Annotated in this window: 23 protein-coding genes; 17 read left to right on the plus strand and 6 right to left on the minus strand. The window is 27.2% G+C overall.

Annotation, left to right across the window (positions count from 1 at the left end; translation table 11 throughout):
• The 5 genes from QZ288_RS11785 to QZ288_RS09840 form a co-directional block, all read left to right on the plus strand.
• Positions 1-89, plus strand: an 89-nt coding sequence (locus QZ288_RS11785) for a PoNe immunity protein domain-containing protein (RefSeq protein ID WP_363322959.1), incomplete at its 5' end; no start/stop codon positions are given.
• 48 nt (positions 90-137) lie between these two features.
• Positions 138-269, plus strand: coding sequence for a hypothetical protein (locus QZ288_RS09825; RefSeq protein WP_295158379.1), 132 nt, complete (start codon positions 138-140; stop codon positions 267-269).
• A 143-nt stretch (positions 270-412) separates the two neighbouring features.
• Positions 413-823: a hypothetical protein gene (locus QZ288_RS09830; RefSeq protein ID WP_295158382.1), complete on the plus strand. Its 411-nt coding sequence runs from the start codon at positions 413-415 to the stop codon at positions 821-823.
• 321 nt (positions 824-1,144) lie between these two features.
• Positions 1,145-1,912, plus strand: a complete 768-nt coding sequence (locus QZ288_RS09835) for a biotin--[acetyl-CoA-carboxylase] ligase (protein WP_295158385.1) — start codon at positions 1,145-1,147, stop codon at positions 1,910-1,912.
• Between the two features lie 25 nt (positions 1,913-1,937).
• A complete protein-coding gene (locus QZ288_RS09840) occupies positions 1,938-2,177 on the plus strand; it encodes a hypothetical protein (RefSeq protein ID WP_295158388.1) in 240 nt (79 codons plus the stop codon).
• A gap of 80 nt (positions 2,178-2,257) precedes the next feature.
• On the opposite strand, the gene QZ288_RS09845 is transcribed toward QZ288_RS09840, so the two are convergent.
• The 3 genes from QZ288_RS09845 to QZ288_RS09855 all read right to left on the minus strand — a co-directional run bounded on the left by QZ288_RS09845 (position 2,258) and on the right by QZ288_RS09855 (position 6,251).
• Complete coding sequence (locus tag QZ288_RS09845) at positions 2,258-3,922, minus strand: iron ABC transporter permease (protein WP_295158391.1); 1,665 nt, start codon at positions 3,920-3,922, stop codon at positions 2,258-2,260.
• Between the two features lie 248 nt (positions 3,923-4,170).
• Positions 4,171-5,181, minus strand: coding sequence for an ABC transporter substrate-binding protein (locus tag QZ288_RS09850; protein WP_295158394.1), 1,011 nt, complete (start codon positions 5,179-5,181; stop codon positions 4,171-4,173).
• Between the two features lie 23 nt (positions 5,182-5,204).
• Positions 5,205-6,251, minus strand: a complete 1,047-nt coding sequence (locus QZ288_RS09855; RefSeq protein WP_295158397.1) for an ABC transporter substrate-binding protein — start codon at positions 6,249-6,251, stop codon at positions 5,205-5,207.
• 174 nt (positions 6,252-6,425) lie between these two features.
• Between QZ288_RS09855 and QZ288_RS09860 the strand changes: the two genes are divergently transcribed.
• The 8 genes from QZ288_RS09860 to QZ288_RS09895 all read left to right on the plus strand — a co-directional run bounded on the left by QZ288_RS09860 (position 6,426) and on the right by QZ288_RS09895 (position 14,775).
• Positions 6,426-7,538 carry a hypothetical protein gene (locus QZ288_RS09860; protein ID WP_295158400.1) on the plus strand — a complete coding sequence of 371 codons (1,113 nt, stop codon included), beginning with the start codon at positions 6,426-6,428 and terminating at the stop codon, positions 7,536-7,538.
• 381 nt (positions 7,539-7,919) lie between these two features.
• Positions 7,920-8,894 carry a galactose-1-phosphate uridylyltransferase gene (gene galT, locus QZ288_RS09865; RefSeq protein ID WP_295158403.1) on the plus strand — a complete coding sequence of 325 codons (975 nt, stop codon included), beginning with the start codon at positions 7,920-7,922 and terminating at the stop codon, positions 8,892-8,894.
• Positions 8,895-8,897: 3 nt separating this feature from the next.
• A complete protein-coding gene (locus QZ288_RS09870; protein WP_295158406.1) occupies positions 8,898-9,890 on the plus strand; it encodes a glycosyltransferase in 993 nt (330 codons plus the stop codon).
• 81 nt (positions 9,891-9,971) lie between these two features.
• Positions 9,972-10,484, plus strand: coding sequence for a hypothetical protein (locus tag QZ288_RS09875; protein WP_295158409.1), 513 nt, complete (start codon positions 9,972-9,974; stop codon positions 10,482-10,484).
• A gap of 105 nt (positions 10,485-10,589) precedes the next feature.
• Positions 10,590-11,261, plus strand: coding sequence for a (d)CMP kinase (gene cmk / locus QZ288_RS09880; protein ID WP_295158412.1), 672 nt, complete (start codon positions 10,590-10,592; stop codon positions 11,259-11,261).
• Between the two features lie 48 nt (positions 11,262-11,309).
• A complete protein-coding gene (locus QZ288_RS09885) occupies positions 11,310-12,977 on the plus strand; it encodes a S1 RNA-binding domain-containing protein (RefSeq protein ID WP_295158415.1) in 1,668 nt (555 codons plus the stop codon).
• A gap of 158 nt (positions 12,978-13,135) precedes the next feature.
• The gene (locus tag QZ288_RS09890; RefSeq protein ID WP_295158418.1) at positions 13,136-14,257 is read left to right on the plus strand and encodes a glycosyltransferase; all 1,122 of its coding nucleotides are present in this window, start codon (positions 13,136-13,138) and stop codon (positions 14,255-14,257) included.
• Positions 14,258-14,325: 68 nt separating this feature from the next.
• Complete coding sequence (locus QZ288_RS09895; protein ID WP_295158421.1) at positions 14,326-14,775, plus strand: hypothetical protein; 450 nt, start codon at positions 14,326-14,328, stop codon at positions 14,773-14,775.
• A gap of 228 nt (positions 14,776-15,003) precedes the next feature.
• Here the strand turns inward: QZ288_RS09895 and QZ288_RS09900 are convergent, their stop codons facing one another.
• Together QZ288_RS09900 and QZ288_RS09905 are read right to left on the minus strand one after the other, a co-directional pair.
• Positions 15,004-15,678 carry a hypothetical protein gene (locus QZ288_RS09900; RefSeq protein ID WP_295158423.1) on the minus strand — a complete coding sequence of 225 codons (675 nt, stop codon included), beginning with the start codon at positions 15,676-15,678 and terminating at the stop codon, positions 15,004-15,006.
• Positions 15,656-16,591, minus strand: coding sequence for a hypothetical protein (locus QZ288_RS09905; RefSeq protein WP_295158426.1), 936 nt, complete (start codon positions 16,589-16,591; stop codon positions 15,656-15,658). Before QZ288_RS09905 ends, QZ288_RS09900 begins: the two co-directional genes overlap by 23 nt.
• Positions 16,592-16,861: 270 nt before the next feature.
• Here QZ288_RS09905 and QZ288_RS09910 point away from each other — a divergent pair, with 270 nt between their 5' ends.
• The 4 genes from QZ288_RS09910 (at position 16,862) to QZ288_RS09925 (ending at position 21,225) form a co-directional block, all read left to right on the plus strand.
• Entirely contained in the window at positions 16,862-17,038 is a 177-nt protein-coding gene (locus QZ288_RS09910) for a (2Fe-2S)-binding protein (RefSeq protein WP_295158429.1), read from the plus strand.
• A 77-nt stretch (positions 17,039-17,115) separates the two neighbouring features.
• Entirely contained in the window at positions 17,116-17,949 is an 834-nt protein-coding gene (gene nifU, locus QZ288_RS09915; RefSeq protein WP_295158432.1) for a Fe-S cluster assembly protein NifU, read from the plus strand.
• A gap of 11 nt (positions 17,950-17,960) precedes the next feature.
• Positions 17,961-19,127, plus strand: coding sequence for a cysteine desulfurase NifS (gene nifS / locus QZ288_RS09920; RefSeq protein WP_295158434.1), 1,167 nt, complete (start codon positions 17,961-17,963; stop codon positions 19,125-19,127).
• Positions 19,128-19,605: 478 nt separating this feature from the next.
• Entirely contained in the window at positions 19,606-21,225 is a 1,620-nt protein-coding gene (locus QZ288_RS09925; protein ID WP_295158436.1) for a gamma-glutamyltransferase family protein, read from the plus strand.
• Between the two features lie 176 nt (positions 21,226-21,401).
• On the opposite strand, the gene QZ288_RS09930 is transcribed toward QZ288_RS09925, so the two are convergent.
• Positions 21,402-22,115 (minus strand): PorT family protein, encoded by a 714-nt coding sequence (locus tag QZ288_RS09930; RefSeq protein ID WP_295158438.1) that lies wholly within the window; start codon positions 22,113-22,115, stop codon positions 21,402-21,404.
• Positions 22,116-22,351 lie beyond the last annotated feature (236 nt).

Raw genomic sequence — 22,351 nt, forward strand, 5'->3', positions numbered from 1 at the left:
ATTATGAAGGTGCTGCTGTGTTAAAAATAATGAATGTAGATAAAGAAGAGTTTAAGACTTATAAATATTTTCCTTATGATTTGATATAATTTTACTCACGATTCGAGGATACAGATACAATTCTTTTTAAAGATACTTTGGAGAACTTTAAGTTAGAAGATGATGAAGAAGCAGAATGGAGAATAAGCTTTTTTAGTATTAGTGAAAACAGACCTTTGGGATATTTAGAATATAAAGAAGCATTAGAAAAATACAAGACCATACTTTAATGCAGTCAAAAAAGAGAATTTTAATAAAGGCTATGAGTTTAGAAGAGCTTAAAGGTTTGGGGTTAAAAGATATTATATAAATAAATTTTAAACATAAAAACTATTTATCAAAACTACATTTGGAAAAAACGGAAAGATTATACATGTCAAAGACAAGCAGAGTAATATTAGCAAAAAATAATTTGCATTTATTAAGAGAACAAATTGGAATTACATATAGTGATAATCAAGTAATAATTAATGATAATGAGGCTATTGAGTTTGTTTTGCCGCTTGTTGCATTAAAGGAAATTTTAGAATTATATATAGTTCAAGATTCTGTAATTAATGATTTAGAAGAACTATGTAGTCTTTTAGAAGCACCCAGTGTAGAATTTGAAGAAAAGTATAATGATTTAATGGTGCAAATAGTTCATTATTTAGCCAATCCTTTAATTTTTGGTATGCTGGAGCGGCAAAGATTAGAGATGATATTAGTTTGCATGCAAAAAGCTTTTAATGAAAATGAGATGATTGCATTAGAGTATTTCAATAGTAAGTGGGATAATAGATAAAACCTCTAAGTTGGGATTTGTTAAAATTAAACCATAAATACTAAGGAAAGAAAATAGCAAAGTTTGATGAAGGATTAAGTTAAGAAGAGGCAGTGAAATAGCATCTTAGAAGAAGCTTAGAATTTTATGACAGAGTTTAAGAACCTAACTGAAGATGTCCTTGCTGCAAAATACTCTATTAATTTTAATTGTTTTTCTTTACTCAATACCAAAGGCGTGCATTTCATACTTAAATTTTAACAAATTTAAGTTATATAGGATAGTCCAAAATATAATTATTATAATATTGATATAATAGCTGTTTAATTATATAATAGTAAAATGAAAGTTAACATATTTACAGAAAATTTAAATACTAAAATATACGGACATAATACCTTGTTATTTGAATCATTAGAAAGTACAAATAAGAAAATGATTGATGATTTAAATAAAGGCATAAAGTTAGAAGAAGGAAGTGTCTATATAGCTTTAGTTCAGACATCGGGAAAAGGAAGCTACGGCAATAAATGGGAATCTAATAATAATTTAGGGCTATGGTTTAGTATTTTAGTCTATCCGCCTTATAAAAAAGAGGCTTTAAGTTTTCTTCCAGGTATAGCATTAAGCAGATGTTTAAGAGAAAAATATAATGTTGATGCTCATGTTAAATGGCCTAATGATGTTTTAGTAGGAAACAAAAAAATATCAGGAACTCTTATACAAGTTACCGCTACAGAAAATAAAAATGCATGCATTATAGGTACAGGCGTTAATTTATATCAGACTAAAGAAGATTTTGATTTAAGTATAAGAGATAAAGCTACTTCATTGTATATTGAAGCTAATAAAAAAATAGAATTAGAAAGTTTTTATAAAGATTTGATTTATTATTTTGAAGATATTTATACAGGAGAAAAAAAATTATCCCTCTATTTTAGAGAGTATAGTAAAATGATAGGCAGAACTATAAAGGCAAAAAAAGATAATGCAGAAGTTTATGCTGAAGTTAAAGGCATAACAGAAGAAGGATATTTGCAAGTTGAAATTAATGGAAACTTAGAAACTTGGATATCAAGGGCTTCTTTAGATATAGATACAAATTATTAAAAAATAAATAAAATGGAAGGCAGTTATGAGAAAACCAATACCATATAGAAAAACTGAAGAAAAAAAACAATTAAATAAAAAGAAATTATTGCTTCTTATTTTGTTTGAAATAATTATTATATTGCTTTCTATAGTTACAACAGCTATAATATCATTATTATTCGGCATCAGTCCTTATATAAGTGCAGGCATAAGTGCTGCCATACTTGTAGTATTCAGCATATTTGTAGCTAGGGAATTTTTGCTTGGCATTAACAGCAAATAGTATATAACTATATCATAAAAAATTAAAAATATAGTTTTTATCAGCATTAATTTTTAAAATATTAAAAGATAGATTATATATTATAAAGTAATTTCTTTTTTACGGCTTATCTTAAAAAATATAATAAGCGATATAATAGTTGTTAATGTGAGTATTGTAGAAAGTGCAGCAGCCGTTCCATAACTTGCCCTTATAACTTCCTGATAAATAGCCACAGACATAGTACGCGATTTAGTGGTATAAAGTATTATAGATGAGCTTAATTCATTAATAACAGTTATCCAGCTTAATACAGCCCCAGATAATATTCCAGAAAGCATTAATTTTATAGTAATGCTGAAAAAAGTTTTTATCTCAGAAGCTCCAAGACTTATAGAAGCCTCTTCAGTATTTTTATTTATTTGATAAAGTATGCTTGAGCTTGATCTTAGAGTATACGGAAGTCTTCTTATTACTAATGATATTATTATAATAATAGAAGTGCCTGTTAAATATATAGGAGGCTTATTAAATGCTGTTAAAAAAGTTATTCCTAGTACAGAGCCAGATATTATATACGGAAACATTGATACTATGTCTATTATATTTGTAAATATATTTTTTCTTCTTACCGTTATGTAGGCTGTCAGTACTCCTATTACTATTATTACAGCCATTGTTATTATTCCGTATATATATGTATTTTTTATAGATGAAGCAAGAGAGTGAAATATAGTTATATAGCTTTCAAATGAAAACTCATTTATAAAAACTGATCTGTTAGTTTTCAAAAATGAAGTATATATTACAGTTATTTGAGGCAGTATAGAAATAAATACCAATATATATAAAAAACTATGAATTAATATAGATTTAATTCCGCTTATATTTTTAGACTTTATGCTGTTCATTGAATTCATAGCATAAGATCTTTTATTTACAATATATTTCTGAAAAATAAATATTATAGTTGTAATTGATACCATTATAACAGACATTGATGCAGAAAAGTTAGCATTGCTTCCTACTTCGCTAATGAACTCTGAATATATCATAGTAGGCATAGTTCTGTATCCTTCTCCTATAAGCATCGGCGTGCCGAAATCTGCTAATGCATTCATAAATACAATTAATCCTGATGAAAGTACAGCAGGTTTTATTAACGGTATAGTTACTGTAATATTTCTTATAGAACTTGAAGCTCCCAAATTTTCAGAAGCCTCTAAAAGTGTTTTATCTATTTTTCCCAAAGCACCGTAAACATACATAAATATAAATGGATATAATTTTAATGAGAAAACTAAAAGTATACCACCGAATCCGTATATTGTAGGAGTATTAATACCAATATAGTCGAAAAATCTTGTAATAACTCCGTTTCTTCCAAGAAGAAGTATCCAAGAATAAGCACCTATAAATGCAGGCGACATCATAGATACTATTATTAAAATTTCTATTATTCTTTTTCCTTTTATATTATATATTTTCATGCAGTATGCTAATAGGGTTCCTATTAATACAGCAAGTATAGTTACAGATATTGTTACTATGAAGCTGTTTATTAAAGTGCTGTAATAATATTTTTTTGTAAAGAAGCGTATAAAATTATTTAATGTCCAAGCATCTGTTTTTATATCTTTGAAACTGCTTAAAAATAATGAAAATAAAGGATAAACTAAAAATACAGCAAATATAAATGCTATTATTATAGTGATATAAGTCCAAAAGTCTGCTTTTTTAAGAAAGTTTTTTATTTTATTTTTCATAAATCTTATTCTTAAATTATTTTTCTTAATCTTTAGCTGAGATAATTATGTTTTTTATAATATTATGTTCTGCTTTCATTTGAAATTAATATTATTTTATAAGTATTCTATTAATTTATAGTTTTAATTTTAGGATATCATCATAATATTTTCTAAAAAAAGTTTTTTATATTACTTTACTATTATTAAAAAAATAAACTCCATTATTAAAAAAAACAAACTCTTTATATCTCATATCAGCAATTATATTAAGAACCTGTAACTATATTTTTAAATCTTTCAAGCCAAGCATCTTTATTTTTATCAACAGTTTCTTCATCTTCTTTTATATCATTGATATTTTCAAGAGGAATAAGTATCTGAGAATTTTCTAAATTTTTTATTATTGCTCTTGTAAATAATTCATCATTAATAGTTTTTTGTGTTTCATAGCTTGTTATAAAATCTACAAATTTTTTAGCATTTTCTAAGTGCTTACAATTTTTTATTATAGCCATAGAATGTGCTTTAGTAAGAACTCCTTCTTTCATATATACAACATCTATAGGAGAGCCTGTTTGTATATAATTAGCAGCTGCACTTTCAAATGTAAGCCCTACAGAATATTCTCCGTCGGCAACTCCCTTATACACTGCAGAAGAACTTCCTAAAAGTTTTCCGTCTAAATTCGCATATAGTTTTTCTACATAATCCCAGCCGTTTTCAGGATTTCCATTTCCCATAGCATAAAGCATATTAACTAACTGCTCAAAAGATGATGATGAAGTTGTAGGATCATTAAATGCTATTTGTCCTTTTAAAGCAGGATTAAGCAAATCAGAATACCCTTCTATTTTTATATCTTTTATTAAATTTGTATTTATTATTAATACGCTTGGGCTTATCATAAAGCCTGTTATATATTTTTCTTTAGCTTTATAATCATCATATATATTATCAGCATTAGTTGAAACATATTCCTCAAAAAGATTAGAATTGTATTTTAATATATTCTCATTGGCGGCAAAAAATATATCTCCCAAAGGATTATCTTTTTCTGTCTGTATTCTTTTTATTATTTCAGCTGTTCCTGCTATTATTATTTCTACATTTATGTCAGGATTTTTTTGTTTGAAATCTTCTGTTAATCTGTCTATGAAATTCCTAGTTGCTGGGGTATATATAACCAGACTATTGATATTTTCTTCTTTTTTGGAGCATGAAAAAATTGATATCACTATTGATAATGATACTAAAAATAATTTAATGATATTTTTCATAATTTTATCCTTATTTTTATTTTTTATAATTTATCTGTAATTATATTTTTAAATTTTTCAAGCCAAGCTTCCTTATTTTTCTTTACAAAATTATCTATATATTCTAATTCATCATTTTGCATAATAGCATTTATATTATTTATATTTTCTAATATAGGAGAATCTCCTAAATCTTTTCTCACTGCTCTGGCATTAAGCTCATTATTCATTTTTTTCTGAGTATCAAAGCTAGTCATATAATCTAAGAACTTTTCAGCATTTTTCATATTTTTACAATTTTTTATTATGTATATGCCTGCAGGCTCCATTATTACGCCTTCTTTCATATATACTAATTTTACAGGAGAACCAGATGCTGCATAATTAGCAGCAGCATTTTCAAATGTAAGTCCTACAGTATACTCGCCGTCAGCAACTCCCTTATATACAGCAGAAGAACCTGTAAGAAGCTTGCCATTTAAATTACCGCATAATTTATCAACATATTCAAAGCCTTTATTAATATCATCTTTTCCCATAGTATACAGCATAGTAATTAAATGCTTGAAAGATGAAGAAGAAACTGCAGGGTCATTAAAAGCTATTTTTCCTTTTAATGCTGCATTGGTTAAATCAGAATATCCTTCTATTTTTAGGTTTTTAGCTAAATTAGTATTTACTATTAATACGCTTGGGCTAATCATAAATCTTGTCATTGAGCCTTCTGTATTTTTATAGCTGTCTATTATTTGATTTTCATTTGTGCTTATATAATTTTCAAATAAATCCTGATTATTCTTTACCAAATTAATATTAGCTGCCATTAATACATCGCATAAAGGATTATTTTTTTCTGCTTCTATTTTTTTTATTAATTCGCCTGTACCTGCTATTATTATTTCTATATTTATGTGAGGATTTTTTATTTTGAAATCTTCTAATAATGGATCTATAAAATCTCTTGATGATGGGGAATATATTACTAATGATGAGGTTTCAAATTGATTTTCTTTTTTACTGCATGAAAATATAGGTATTATTATAATTATTAAAAATATAATCGCCTTTATTATACTATCATATAATTTCATCATTCTGCCCAGAAATAATTTTATAATAAAATATATTATATTGTATTTTTGTCAATAAAAATAATAATTTTTTTAGCAAAATTATAAGTTTACATAATAAAAAAATACTAATATAAGTTATCATAATATCGATAATTATGTTAACATTTTAATAATTAGGATATAATCTATATTATGAAAAGCAAGACAGCAGACAGAGCATATACTCTTATAAAGAAAAAGAAATATAAAAAAGCAAAAGAGTTCCTTCTTAATAATAAAGCAAAAATACTGCATGATGCCGATGCTCTTGCTATGCTTTCTTTTGCGGATATATTTTTAAAAGATTTTTACGGTGCCGAAGAGCTTTCAAGAAAGGCGCTTAGAGAAGATAATTTTTGTTTTAATGCAATACTTGCTAAGGCTTATGTAAGTCTTCATAATGGACATAGAGAAAATGCTTTGAGAGAGTATTTCAGAATATTAGATTTGCAGCCTGAAAATAAAATTGCAAGAGACAATATAGAAAGAATAAGATTTTTGACAAATAATGCAAAAGGCGATGAAATTAATCCAAGAGCATATTTACTTGGCAGAAAAAAATTATCTTTATCAAGATTTTTAGTTTTAATACCAATAGCATTTATATTAACACTTTTATCATACATAACAATAGACAGAGTGTATCCGAAAATAAGATATATACTTCTTGATAAAGATCAAAAAGAATTAAGAGAAAAATTAGAAAATGTTTATTTATTTGAGGGATTGGAAGACGGTAGGATTCCAGATAGTGCCAAGAGTCCTACATACTCGCCTCGTGAAGTAGCGGATATGTTTGACAAGGCTAAAAATAATATGAGAAGTGCATCCGTAAATGAAGCTGTTATGATAATAAACGGAGCATTGAAAAGCGATATTAATGAATATCTAAAAGAAAGATTTAGAATACTCAAAGAATTTATAATAGCACCAGACTATAATATTTTTAGAGAGAGTCCGAACTATCTTACAGTAGCAGAAAATTATGATTTGTATAATGGCGGATATATAAAATGGAAGGCTGATGTAAATACTGTAAGTCAAACCAATATAAACGGTATGCCGAAGAAAAAGGCAAGGCTTTTAATTTATGATGTATCTGACAAAAGCATTGCAGGTATTGCTGATTTGATAGTCAATGTTACTGTAGCATTAGAGCCTAAAAATTATATAGAAGTTTACGGTAAAATTTTGGGCTATGATGACAAGCAGAAATCAATACAGCTTGAAGGTCAGATTATAAAGCATTTGCCTAAAAAGAAGTAAAAAAATAAATTATTATTAGTTAAACTTTCTAAAAATTATTTAATAACTTTCTTATTATTGCTAATAAAAATTTTTCTTATTATTGCTAATAAAAAACTTGTTCATCACTTTTACGCCTTTCGGTGTATGTCTTATAAAGTGTATCTTTGGCTTATATATTTTATCCGATTTTTTACTTACTTATTTTATTACTAATAAAAATTATTATTATGTTGTTAATATTTTTTATGTAGTTTAATTTATTATAGTTTAAAAATTAAAAAAATAAATACATAATAATTTGATATTTTTTAATTATAAATATTTTAGTATTGTTTAATATAAAAAAAAGTATATAATAGATTTGAATAAATAATTTGAATACATAAAAGGAGAATTGATATGGCAGAATTGCGTTATAATCCATTACTTGGAGATTATGTTATGATAGCCAGTCATAGACAATCTCGTCCGCAGATGCCTAAAGACTATTGTCCGTTTTGTCCGGGAAGCGGTAAAGTACCTGATAGTTATGAGGTTCTTCGTTATGATAATGATTTTCCTGCCTTGTCTTTTGAACCGCCTTATCCTGATGATGTAGATAACGGCAGACTATTTATAACTGCACCTTCTATAGGAAAATGCGAAGTTATTTTATATTCTCCAGATCATAATACAACTTTAGCTGAATTATCCGTAGAGCATATTAGTAAATTAGTTGCTTTATGGCAGGAAAGAATGAAAGCTATAGCAGAAAATAAAAAAATTAAATATATTATGCCTTTTGAAAATAAAGGCGAAGTTGTAGGAGTTACAATGCCTCATCCTCATGGGCAGATATACGGATACAGCTGGATTCCTTTGAGAATTAAAAGAAAAATAGAAATGGCGTCAAGCTATTATAATATAAAAGAAAGAAATTTATTTATGGATATTATAGAACAGGAGCTTGAAGATAATAGAAGAGTAATATTTGAAAATGATAATTTTATATGCTTTCTGCCTTTTGCTTCAGAATATCCTTACGGCATAATGATAATGCCTAAAAAGAAAACATTATCTATTACTGATTTTGATGAAAAAGAGTCTTTCTCTTTAGCAGATGCTTTGAAAAAGGCAGTTTCTTCTTTAGATTTATTATTCGATATGAAATTTCCTTATATGATGTGTATGTATAGTGCACCTGTTAATGACGGCTTTAATTACAGCGATATATGGAATTATCATATAGAATTTTTTCCTCCTATGAGAAGTAAGGATAAGCAGAAATTTAATGCCTCTTCCGAAACAGGAGCTTGGGCATCTTGTAATCCTACAAGCCCAGAAGAAATGGCTTCTCAGTTAAGAACAGCTTATATCAGATATATGGGAATATAAACATTGCTTAGATTTACTATTATAATACCGCATAGGGTTGGTGAAAATATAGAAAAAACTTTATACAGCGTATATCTTTCTGATTATCCAAAGGAAAATATTGAAATTTTTCAGGCAGAAGGTACTCATCCTACTGTGCAGAGAAATGAATGTATAAAACAATCATGCGGAGATATTGTATATTTTATAGATAATGATTCTATAGTAAATGCAGGAAACATAAAAGAAGCTAATGATATATTTCAAAATGATGAGAGGGTAGCTATAGTAGGAGGTCCTGCTGTACATCAAATTAATTCTTTGATTGAAATGTATATAGATAAATGTATGAGATCATATTATGCAGTAGGTCCTATAGCTAATAGATACAGATTTGATAATAGTATGATTAAAGAAGGCAGCGACAGAGATGTTATACTTTGCAATTTATTTGTAAGGAGAAATGTTTTATTTGAAGCAGGACTTTTTAATGAAGATTTATATCCCAATGAAGAGAATGCTTTAATAGATAAAATACTTTCACTAGGGTATAAATTAATATATGATCCGAAAATAATGGTGAAAAGACCTCCAAGAGCCAATTTGAAAGCCTATATAAAAATGCTTCTTAATTACGGCAGGGGCAGATTTGAGCAGCTTTTTAGAGATTTTAACTATAAAAATTTAGTATTTACTATTCCAGCTTTATTTTCTGCATATATTGTTTTAATTCCTGTAGTTTTTATTGTATATAATTTTACAGAAATAAATATAATAAAATTTTATTTTCTTCCATTGTTAGTTTATATAACAGCAACTATATTTGCAGGCGTATTATATTCTTTTAAAGAGTTTGGAATTATAGGCAAAATTCGAGGCTTATTTGTATACCCTTTTATGTTTTTTATTACGCATTTTTTTTACGGCTTTGGTTTTTTTTACGGAATCATCAGAGTAGCAACAAAATTCAAAAGAATTGCAGATTTTTCTATAAAAAAATACAAATCTTTTGAATAAATTAGATATTGTTTATATTTTCATATTGTAAAATCGATAATATTATATATCTTTTACTTGTTATATTTATTAGGGTTTATAATGTATGAAACTTGTAAACATATACACTATATATATATATATATAGTGTATATTTTATTTATATTTACTTCTAATTTGTACTGCACTCCTAGTGCTAGTAATGATAATTTTTACAAAACGGATTCTTGTTTAAAAAGCGATGGAATAACGGATATAAATGATATAGTTTTTGAAGATTATTCTATCAATTTGACAGCTATAGGCTTTCCTATGCTCAGTACTTTTTTAATGATTCAAAGTAAGCTTCCTATACTATCAATATTTTTAGATTTGTATGAGTTTATAGGATACAGTAAAAATGTATCAACAGAAATAACATATTTAAATTTTTTTAGAACTTTAAAAACTATATATTGGCATTTTTTAGATGATAATAAAAGTATATCAGTTTCTTTTACTTATTCAAGCTCAATGAATGTTAATTATAATAGTATGATAAGAGATCTGTCAGCATCTTATTCTAAGATTTATACAGATACAAATATACTTCTTGGCATTCACTTTTATTTCTAATTATAATAGTATTAGAAAATATTAAAAAAATATAATAAATATTTGCAAATTATAATCATTTATGATAATATGTATAGAAAATTATTTTTATTATAAAGGTTATAGGTGTCAGATACATATAAAATAATTACTTTAGATGGTCCTTCTGGGGCAGGAAAAAGCACTATAGCTAAATTATTAGCAGAAAAATTATCTTTTAAATATTTAGATACAGGTGCTATGTATAGGGCAGTAACTTTATATATGATAAAACATCATATAGATATAAATAATAATAGCGAAGTCATATCAGCTCTTAATAATTTAAGCATCAAATTTGATAATGCTGGAAAAATATATCTGGATAATGAAGATGTAACTGAAGATATAAGAAGCATTGAAGTAGTTAATCTTGTTTCTAAAGTTTCCTCCATAAGTGCAGTAAGACAGAATATGGTGTTTCTGCAAAGAAAGATAGCAGAAAGCAGCAATTATGTTGTAGACGGCAGGGATATAGGAAGTGTTGTATTTCCTAATTCCAAATATAAATTTTATATGGATGCTTCTTTAGATGAAAGAGCCAAACGAAGGCATAATGAAGAATTATCTAAAGGTAAAAATATTTCTTATGATGAAGTTAGAGAGAGTATAAGAAAAAGAGATGAATTTGACTCAAATAGAGAAGATAGTCCTCTTGTAGTACCTGAAAATGCTGATATAATAGATACTACTAATATGACTATTGATGAAGTAGTTGAAAAAATTGCTAATGTGATTTTTAATATAAAATCTAATTAAATATTAGATATTTTTTAACCTGTCAAAGCACAGGAGGGAGAAGGAACAATGGAAGATAATAAAAATTTATCAAATGATGAAATTGAATTTCGTAAGGCTTTAGAGGAAAAAAGCGATAATACAGCCTTAAGCCGAGGAAAAATTGTTAAAGGCAAAGTAGTACAGTTTGATGATACAGATGTTTTTATAGATTTTGAATCAAAATCTGAAGGTAAAATAAAGAGAAGAGAATTTGATAAAGAACCTGCCATAGGTGAAGAAATAGAAGCTATTGTTTCAGGTGAAGATGATAAAGGCTATGTTATTTTATCTAAAAGCGAAATAGATAAAAGAAAATCTCAGGAGTTAATAGATAATGCTGTTAAAAATAATACTCCGATTAAAGGTATTGTTAAAGAGGTTATAAAAGGCGGATTTAAAGTATCTATAATTGGATATCAGGCATTTTGTCCTTTTTCTCAAATAGATTTGGCAAAAGGTATTAAAGAAGCTGATTATCTCGGCAAAGAGTATGATTTTAGAATCATTAAGAAAAACGGCAGAGATGTTGTAGTTTCAAGAAGAGTATTATTAGAAGAAACTCAGAATGCAGGAATAGAAACTTTCTTAAATGAATTGAAAGAGAATGATATTATTAACGGTAAAGTAAAAAATATAGAGAAATTCGGAGCTTTTGTTGAAATCACACCTGGTTTAGATGGTTTTCTTGCTATACCGAATATGTCTTGGGATAAAGTTATTAATCCTAAATCTATAATTTCAAAAGGCGATGAAAGAATGTTTAAGGTTCTTTCTGTCGATAGAGAAAAGAGAAGAGTTGATTTAGGACTTAAGCAGTTAGATGAAGATCCTTGGGGTAAATTTGTTGAACAGTATAAAAAAGATGATATTATACAGGGAGAGGTTACTAATGTTAAGAAATTCGGTGCTTTTGTAAAAGTTGCTGACGGAATAGAGGGACTTATTCATGTTTCTGATTTGAGCTGGAATTCTCATGTTAATAATCCTAATGACTTTGTAAAAAAGGGTGCTTTTTTAGAGTGTAAAATACTTAATATGGATGCTGCTGAGAGAAAACTTACATTGGGTTTGAAGCAGGTTAAAGAAAATCCTTGGGATACTATTGAAAGAGATTTTCATGTTAAATCTTCTGTAAAATGTAAAGTAAAAAGAATAATTAAGAACTTTGCAGTATTTGAACTGCCTAATGGTTTGGAAGGTATATGTGATATAAGCGATTTCGATTGGAGAAATAATATAGTTAATATGAAAGACTATGTTAAAGAGGGCGAAGATGTTAATATGGTTATTATGTCAATAGACAGAGATAAGCAGAGAATAAAATTAAGCTATAAGCATACTTATGAAAGTCCTTGGAGATTATTTGAAAAGGCTCATCCTCAAGGTTCTATAGTTGATGGTACTGTTAAGACTGTAATTGATTCAGGCGTTATTGTTTCATTAGAAAATGATTTGGAAGGCTATATGCATATTTCTCAAGTAGAAATTCCTAAAGGAAGTACTTTAGAAGAAACTGTAAAGGTTGGCGAAACTTATCCTTTTGTTGTGAGAGAGGTTAATCAAAGTAAAAGGAGAATTTCATTATCAAGAAGAGAATATATGGAAGCTCAAAATAAAAAAGAAACCCAAAATTATATTTCCAAAGCAGAGCCTACATCTCTAACTTATAATCCTTTTGATAATATCAATAATTAATTTAATTATATAAAATTATAAAAATCCTAATGTAATAAGCATATAGGATTTTTTTTGTATTTTTTTCTAATATAATTTAATAGTTTTATATTATTGACAAATGTATTAATTTTAGTATAATTTATCATTATTAATTTATTTTATCGGAAGGTTTTGCGATGAAAAAAGTTTTGATAATATCTTCAGAATATACAGGACATGGTCATAAAAGCGTTCATACAGCATTGCTTCAGGGTTTTAAATCTTTATATAAAGAAGAAATAGAATGTAAAGTTATAAACGGCTTTACTCTAGGAGGTCCTGATTTAATTGCTGCTGAAAGACTATATAATACATGCATAAAGTATTTTCCTAAAATATGGAATAATATATTCAGATTTTCATTTAAAAATAAAAATTTTATTAACAAGCATAATTCTAGGACTATTAAAAGACGTTTTATTAAAATTATAAAAAATTATAATCCTGATATTATAGTAAATGTACATCCTATGTTTAGCGGAAGTCTGCTTAATGTAATAAAAAAGAAAAATATTAATATAAAATTTTTTATTATTATTACTGATTTGATAACAATAACTAAATTATGGTTTGATAATAGAGCTGATAAAATTATAAGTCCTTCAAATGAAGCTTCTGAGTATATGATTAAAAATGGAATAGACAGAGACAGAATTATCACATTCGGGCTTCCTGTGAGAGAAGGTTTTGACGCCTTATTGAAAAGCAAAGAAGAAATAATAGAAAAGACTAATATTTATGATACATTAAAAATACTTTTGCTTAATAATTCTGAAAAAACAAAAAGGCTTATTCATATTATAAATGGGCTTTACAGCAGGTACAAATGCGAAGTTACAGTTGTTTGCGGGAGAAGTAAAAAAACATACGGAAAACTTCAGGAATTTTTTTCATCAAGAAGCTACAGCCCTAATATTATAGGATATACTAATGAACTTCCTAAACTATTTCATCAAAATGATATATTAATAACAAGGTCTGGTCCTACAGCTATAATAGAAGCGGTTAATTGTTTAATACCTGTTGTGTCTATGGGAGCTTTGCCAGGTCAGGAAGAGGAAAATCCTATATATTTAAATAGAAACGGATTAGGATATAATACTAGTTCTACAGATGATATATTTAATAAAATAGATTTGCTTATTGCAAATAATAGAGAAAACTTGATAAAGGTTAGAGAGAATCAATTTGATTATTACGGCAGAGATGTAAGAGAAAAGATAGTGAAATATATTGCAGGCAGTATTGAAAATAAATAAAATCTTTTTATAATAAAATAAAAAATTATTATAAATAGGGTTATAGTAAATTGATTAGTAATGCAAAAATGAAAAAACTTATATCTGATATTGATTTATCAAATATAGAATTAAAAAATTATTATTCTGTATTTGAAAGAGAAAATACTAATAATGAAAAATATTGGGTTATAAGCAATGAAACAGACTGCACGTTATGCAAAACTTCTTTTATAGGTGAAAAATTATCTGATTTTGAATGGAATAATAATGAGATATATATAGCAAATAGTAAAGATATAAAAAATGTTCTTAATCTTTCATTAAAAATATTTATGTCTTTAAAAAAGATTCTTGAAGAAAATTATTCATATCAGATATTTGATTTAATACTTATTTTATCAGAAGGAAATAATGAAGTTGCTCCTAGTGCTGATATAAGATTTTATGCTGTAAGAGATAATTTTAGAATAATGGATTTAGAAAATATTGATAATTATAAATCAGAGGCTGTTTTAGCAGAAGCTGTAAATAGTTAGAAATTATGATTAAATTATTCTTGACAATACATCTAATTATTTGTCAATACTGTATAGTATAAATAAATAAAAAATAAGGAGCTATGATAATATTCATACTAATAGAATTGAATTATTCAGGTTTTTATGAAAAATTGTGTATGATAAATATATTCACTAAATAAATGAGTTTATGTTTAAGAAAATAATAGAATAAACTCATTTGATAAATTATTAAAATAAAAAATTTTAATCTTTAATTTTTTTTAAAATAGAACCTAATCTTTCAATATCTATAACAAATGTATTTTTATGATTAGTTAATCTTTCCAATCTTTTTAGTTTAGTTTCATCACCTGTTTTATTATCTTTGCTCTTAAAATAATTTCCGTCACATATGGCTATAATGTATGTATCTTTCAAGTTATTGTCTCTTGAATCATTCAAAAAATTTTGAACATCCTGATACTGATTATCTTGTGCCCCTCCTTCTTCTTTAATAAACTTATGAGAAGCATAAACTTCATACTTGTAATATCTCCAATAAAAATCAATGGATTTTGAGTTTTGATTTTTATTTTTTAAGCTTTTACCTTGTATAAGATTTCCAGAAACCATATACATAGCTTTATCGCCTCCTTGCGGAAGCACTTCAAAATCTTCAACGCCATCTATATTTTTTATATACTCTGCTGCAACATTTTGATAGAAATTCTGTTTAGAAGGCTCTTTAGCAAATATTTTTCTAAATATTTCATCTTCAATTATTTTCTTTTTTATACTTTCTGGAGATTCATCATATTTTTCTGCAAACTTGCTTATTTTTATATTCATATAATCAGAGTCTATTTCTTCAATTACTTTTTTAATATTCTCATTTAACTGTTCTTTATATTTCTTTTCATAATCCATATAATGCTTCATTTATAATTTTTTTTGCCAAGCCATAATCTAATCTTCTTCTATACTTATTGTCTTTTCTTAATCCCTTAAATGGGGTTAAAAATAAATCATAAGTATCTTTTCTAAATATATCAAGATTATTATTTAGTTCTTTAATTAATTCTTTTACTTTATACTTTTTTTGTATATGTATTCTTGTTATACTTCTTGAAGAAACACTAATTCTATTAGGAGATATTTCATTACCTTCTACAAATTTGATTGATGGTGCTATAGTATTGTCTATAGCAATTAAACCAAGCTCCCCATTTGGAATATTAAATTTAATATCTACATTATTATTAGATTTTGGAAGTCTTGCTTCAAACTCGCTTAATTTACCTAAATAGTTATTTTCATTATATATATCAACATCATCTGAGTATTCTTTAAATAAAGCTAAACAAACAGGGTGTTCTGTATCATTAAATATTTTTGAGTTTAATAAAATATAATGACTTAATCTATTTCTAAATATATTAGCATTTAAAAATGACGCTGGAATAATAGCAGCCACATAATTACAATTATCTAAACATTTTTCTAAAGCAAATTTATATATATCATCATATTTAGTATTAGGAAAAAATAAACCTCTTCTTTTAGCAGAACTTTTACCTAAATAAGGCGGATTAGTAATACATACATTAAAGCCTTTTGGAAAATTATTTAATGTATCCTTTTTTACTACTAATTTATTTTGAGGTTCTATGTCAAAGCTTTTAAAATCATAACATAAATTAATATCTTTAAGCATAGCTATTAAGTTATTAGAACCAGCAAAAGGCTCTAATATAATACTTTCTTTTAATTTACAATCATTAGCCCAAGATAAAAAACCGCTATTTGTAAAAGGATTATGTATAGTAAAATATTGCCCCAATAATCTTTTCATATCGGCTATTATATAATATGATATTATAAAATCAAGTATTTGCTGTAAATTTTACAATCATTAAAGTAATCTAATAGTGTAAAAAAATAATCTCTAATTGATACTTTTTATACATAGAAACATTAAATTAATATTTTTACATCATACTCAATTGCATATAAATATATTAAAAATTACTTGAATTTATTTTGCTTAAATGTTAAAATCTTCTAACAATATAAAATTGTAAAATAGATTAATTTTTATATATTTATAATAGGAGAATCCAAAATGGCTGATAAGACAATATGTTTTTGTATGGCAGTAACTGAGAAGCAAATTAGAGATGCTATTGAATCAAAAAAACTCAAAACATTAGAGGAGGTTTCTGAGGCAACTAAAGCAGGTACAGGATGCGGAGGCTGTCAGGTAGCTATAAAACAAATATTAGATGAAATGAATAAATAATTTTTATATTTTTTTATATCCCAAAATTATTTTAATATAATTATTTTAATATAATTTACTTAGATGGAGGTAGGAACATGTGGGAATATACAGATAAAGTAAAGGATCATTTTATTAATCCTAGAAATGTCGGCGAAATACAGAATCCTGATGCAGAGGCAATGACAGGAAGTATTGTATGCGGAGACGCACTTAAATTAACTTTAAAAATCAATAAGGATACTGAAATTATAGAAGATGCCAAATTTCAAACATTCGGCTGTGCTTCTGCTATAGCAAGCAGCAGTATTCTTACTGAGATGATTAAAGGTAAAACTCTTGATGAAGCTTCAAAAATTACAAACAGAGATATTGCTTTAGAATTGGGAGGACTTCCAGAGGAAAAAATGCATTGTTCTGTAATGGGAATGGAAACTTTAGAAAAGGCAATTAATAATTACAGAGGAATTACTACTGAGGAAGATGAGCATGATGAAGGTGCTATAATCTGTAAATGTTTTGGTATTACTGATACTAAAGTAAAGAGAGCCATAAGGGAAAATAATCTTAAAACTGTAGAAGAGGTAACATTTTATACTAAAGCAGGCGGCGGATGCGGGGCTTGTAAAGTAAAATTAGAAGATATTTTGAATGAAGAGCTGGCAGATATGAATAGAGAAGCTAGCAATGCTCCAATGACTACAGTTCAAAAGGTTAAAAAAATCGAGGAGGCTTTAGAGAGGATTATTAATCCTATGCTTAAATCTGACGGAGGAAGCTGCAGGCTTGTAGATGTTGATGGAAATAAGGTTATAATAGAGTTTAAAGGTGCTTGTTCTTCTTGTGCTTCTTCTAAAAATACTTTAAAAGGTTTTGTTGAACCTAAGATAAAAGAACTTGTATCTCCTGAATTAGAAGTAATAGGTGCTTAATGGGAGATAATATGTCAGATAAAAAAATAATTTATATGGACAATAATGCCACTACTAGAATCTATGAAGAGGTATTAGAGGCTATGCTTCCTTATTTTAGAGAGCAGTACTTCAATCCTTCTAGTATGTATTCTCCTGCAGGAATTATTCATAAGGAGATGGAAAAGGCAAGAGAACAAATTGCTGATTTTTTAGGATGCGAGCCTATTGAAGTATGTTTTGTATCTTGCGGAAGCGAAGGCGATAATATGGCTATAAGAGGTACTATAGAAGCATACCCAACTAAAAATCATATTATAACTACAAAAGTTGAGCATCCTGCTGTTATAGAAACATGCAGAGATTTGGAGCGTCATGGATACAGAGTTACTTATCTTTCTGTTGATAATGACGGAAACATAAATATTGATGAATTAAAAAATGCTGTTAATGAAAATACAGCTATTGTTTCTATAATGTATGCCAATAATGAAACAGGCGTAATTTATCCTATAAAAGAAATAGGACAAATAGTAAAAAATGCGGGTGCCGTATTTCATGTTGATGCCGTTCAGGCTGCAGGCAAACTTCCTCTTAATATGAAAGATGAGCCTTATATTGATATGCTTACAATAGCAGGTCATAAAATACATGCTCCTAAGGGAATAGGGGCTTTGTATATCAAAAATGGTACAAAGCTAAGAAGCATACAAACAGGAGGACATCAGGAGAGAGGACGCCGTGCAGGTACTGAAAATGTTCCTTATATTATAGGATTGGGTAAAGCTGTATCTATGGTAAAAGCAGAGCTTCCAAAGTTTATAGAACATACTTCTAAATTAAGAGATACTTTAGAAGCAGAAATTTTAAAAAGAATAACTGATGTAAAGATAAATGGTAAGAATGCTAATAGAGTAAGCAATACTGCTAATATTAGTTTCAAAAATATAGAGGGGGAAGCGATACTTCTTTTATTAGACGGATACGGAATATGTACTTCTAGCGGAAGTGCTTGCTCATCTGGTACATTAGAGCCTTCTCCTGTGCTTCAGGCTATGGGCGTGCCTTTTGAATATGCACATAGTTCTACTAGATTTTCTTTATCATTGGATAATACTATGGAAGAGATAATGTATACAGCTGATGCTATAGAGAAAATAGTTTCAAGGTTAAGGGAGATATCTCCGTATAGAAATTAGTAATTAATATTTTGATTTTTTTATAAAGCCTGTCATTTTATATGATAGGCTTTTGTTTTTAACTATATTTTTTATTTTTGAACTATAAATAATTTGTATAATCTTTATTTATAACAGCAGACTTTAAATGTTTATAAGTAAAAATATAAAAAATATAAAAATATTATAGTAAGATAGTTAAAATTTATAATAGAGTGTCTAATCTATATATACATTAAATTTGAAATGAAATTTAAAAAATGAATATAAAAAATGCTTTGGATTTAGTATTTTTTATTTTTAGTAATAATGATTATTAATGCATAAATAGTAAAATTATATTTAAATAAAATGCAAAATAATATTAATTAATATTTTTTATGATTAAGCAAATGATTATTTTTAAGATTTTAATATATAAATATTATTAAAAAATATTTTTGACAATTATAATTTTGTTAGTATAATAAAAACAATTATTATAATATTGGATTTTATTATGGATTTTTATGATAATACTTACTTATCTAAAAGAAATGTAGTTTTTGGAAAAAATATAGTTTCTACAAGTAATATACTAGCTTCTCAGGCTGGTATTGATATATTAAAAAAAGGCGGGAATGCTGTTGATGCGGCAATTGCAGCAGCAGCGGCACTTACTGTTGTTGAGCCTACTTCAAATGGTTTGGGAGGAGATGCCTTTGCTATAATAAATTTTAAAAATAATTTATATGCTATTAATGGAAGCGGATTTTCCCCTAAGAATTTGGACATAAATAAAATATTATCATTTAATTTTGATAAAATGCCTGCTTACGGACTTTTGCCTATAACTGTCGGCGGAGTACCTGCTGTTTGGGCTGTATTAATAAAAAAATTTGGAAAATTGAAGCTTATAGATGTACTTGAGCCTGCAATTAGATATGCTTATGAAGGCTATGCTGTTCAGCCTCAAGCAGCTCTTGATTGGAAAGAATCTTATAATGTTTATTTGAAAGAATCTGATAATCTTAAAAAAGAAGAGTTTAAATATTGGTTTGATACTTTTACTTTTAATGGAAAAACTCCGAAACTCGGCGAAATAGTTAGGCTTCCGTATCATGCAAAAACTCTGCAGGATATAGGAAATACAAATTCAGAATGTATTTATAGGGGAGAATATGCTGAAAAAATAGATGCATTTATGAAAAAATACGGCGGATATTTATCTAAAGAAGATTTGAATGATTATTACTCTGAATTTGTTATACCTATAAAAACGAATTACAGAGGCTATGATATTTATGAAATTCCTCCTAACGGACATGGTATTGCTGTACTAATGGCTTTAAATATTTTATCTAACTTTGATTTGAAAAATTTAACTCCATTAGAAAGCGTACATTATAAAATAGAGGCATTGAAATTGGCATTTACTGATACTAAAAAATATGTCGCTGATATTTATTCTATGAGAACTTCTATAGATGAAATGCTTTCAAAAGAATATGCTGAACAAAGAGCTTTGCTTATAAATAAAAATAAAGCTTTAGAACCTGTAAGTCATATATTCTCATCAGGAGATACTGTATATTTAGCTGCTGCTGATAGTTATGGTAATATGGTTTCTTATATACAAAGTAATTACTCGGCATTTGGTTCCGGCATAGTAATACCAGAAACAGGCATAGCATTGCAAAATAGGGGAGCTAATTTTTCATTGGACTCAAATTCAGATAATTTTATAGCACCTCATAAAAAGCCTTATCATACTATAATACCTGCATTTATATGCAAGGACTCTAAACCTTATGCAGCTTTAGGAGTTATGGGAGCATTTATGCAGCCTCAGGGACATTTACAGGTTATTAGTAATTTGATAGATTATGATTTAAATCCTCAGGCATCATTGGATAAACCTAGATGGCAGTGGGTAGGCGAGAAGAATATAGAATTAGAATATAATTTTGATGATACTCTCTTTTCAGGGCTTTCATCATTGGGGCATAATGTTTCAAAGAAATCTCATATAACCAATTTCGGATATTTCGGACGCGGACAGATAATATTAAAAAATGATAATGATGTTTATTTTGCAGGATGTGATGGAAGAACAGATTCGGCAATTGCTGTTTATTAGAATGTTTATTTTTTAATATTTAATTATAAAAAAGAATTAAAATAAAAATAGCTGATATAAAGAAATTTAAAAAATTATTAATAAAATTTTTGAATCTAAAAATAAATAAATATAATAAACTATCAATAAAATTAATTATATATAAAACTGCCGTATTATTGAATTAAATAAATTGATTAATTTTTAGCTGCTAATTTGAATCCTAACTGCAAGCCTATATCAAAAGTACCTTCTTCATCTTTATAAATAGTACCGTCATCATATTTTCTAGCTTTTTTTGAAGGCATAAAATCATGAGCTAAATATAAACCTATACTGATAGCCGTATTATCTGTAAAGAATATGGAATAATCGAAAGCAGCTTTTACATAGCCTATAATTGCAGGAGATAACCCTAAGCCTCTTGCAGGATATTCGGCTGTAAGTTCTTTAAAATTATAATTTTCTTTAGTTTTTTCAGTTCTTCTGTCACTAGTATATTTTGAGTATTGAGTAGCTGAGAAAGGTATTTTTATTCCTCCGCCTATACCTATAGAAAATTGATTAATATTAATTTTAGGGAGTATGCCTATTTGTAAACTGTGATAAGAAGTAGAATTATATAAACTATAATCCTTATCAGTATTAGTTTTGCCTTTATATAAAATAGCCCAAGTATCATAAGCATATCCAATTTCTCCTAGAATACTTAAAGCCAAGCCTTCTTTTATAGAAAACATATAGCCCAACTGAGCTGAAACTCCTATATCAAAACCAGCACCAACTTTAGCATCTTTATCATCTTTATATTGCTTTCCTGCAGGCATTCCTAAACTTAATCCGATAGGTATATTTAACATAACTTCAAAACCGCTTTCTGCAAATATCGATACGCTAAATACAGCGAGCATAAAAAATACAATTAATTTTTTCATTTTTTTTATTTAGGGGGATATTTCCCCCCGTAAATATGATTGATTAATTTATATAATAAAATACTATATCTCGAGCTATAGATTTTATCATCAAAATAAAAAACTGATGCAATGCCTAAAGAAAAGACATTAAATATAAAGTATAAATTTTTTAATAGACTGTTGACTGTTGACTGTTGACTGTTGACTGTTGACTGTTGACTGTTGACTGT

The organism is uncultured Brachyspira sp. (assembly GCF_910578695.1).
GTDB lineage: Bacteria > Spirochaetota > Brachyspiria > Brachyspirales > Brachyspiraceae > Brachyspira.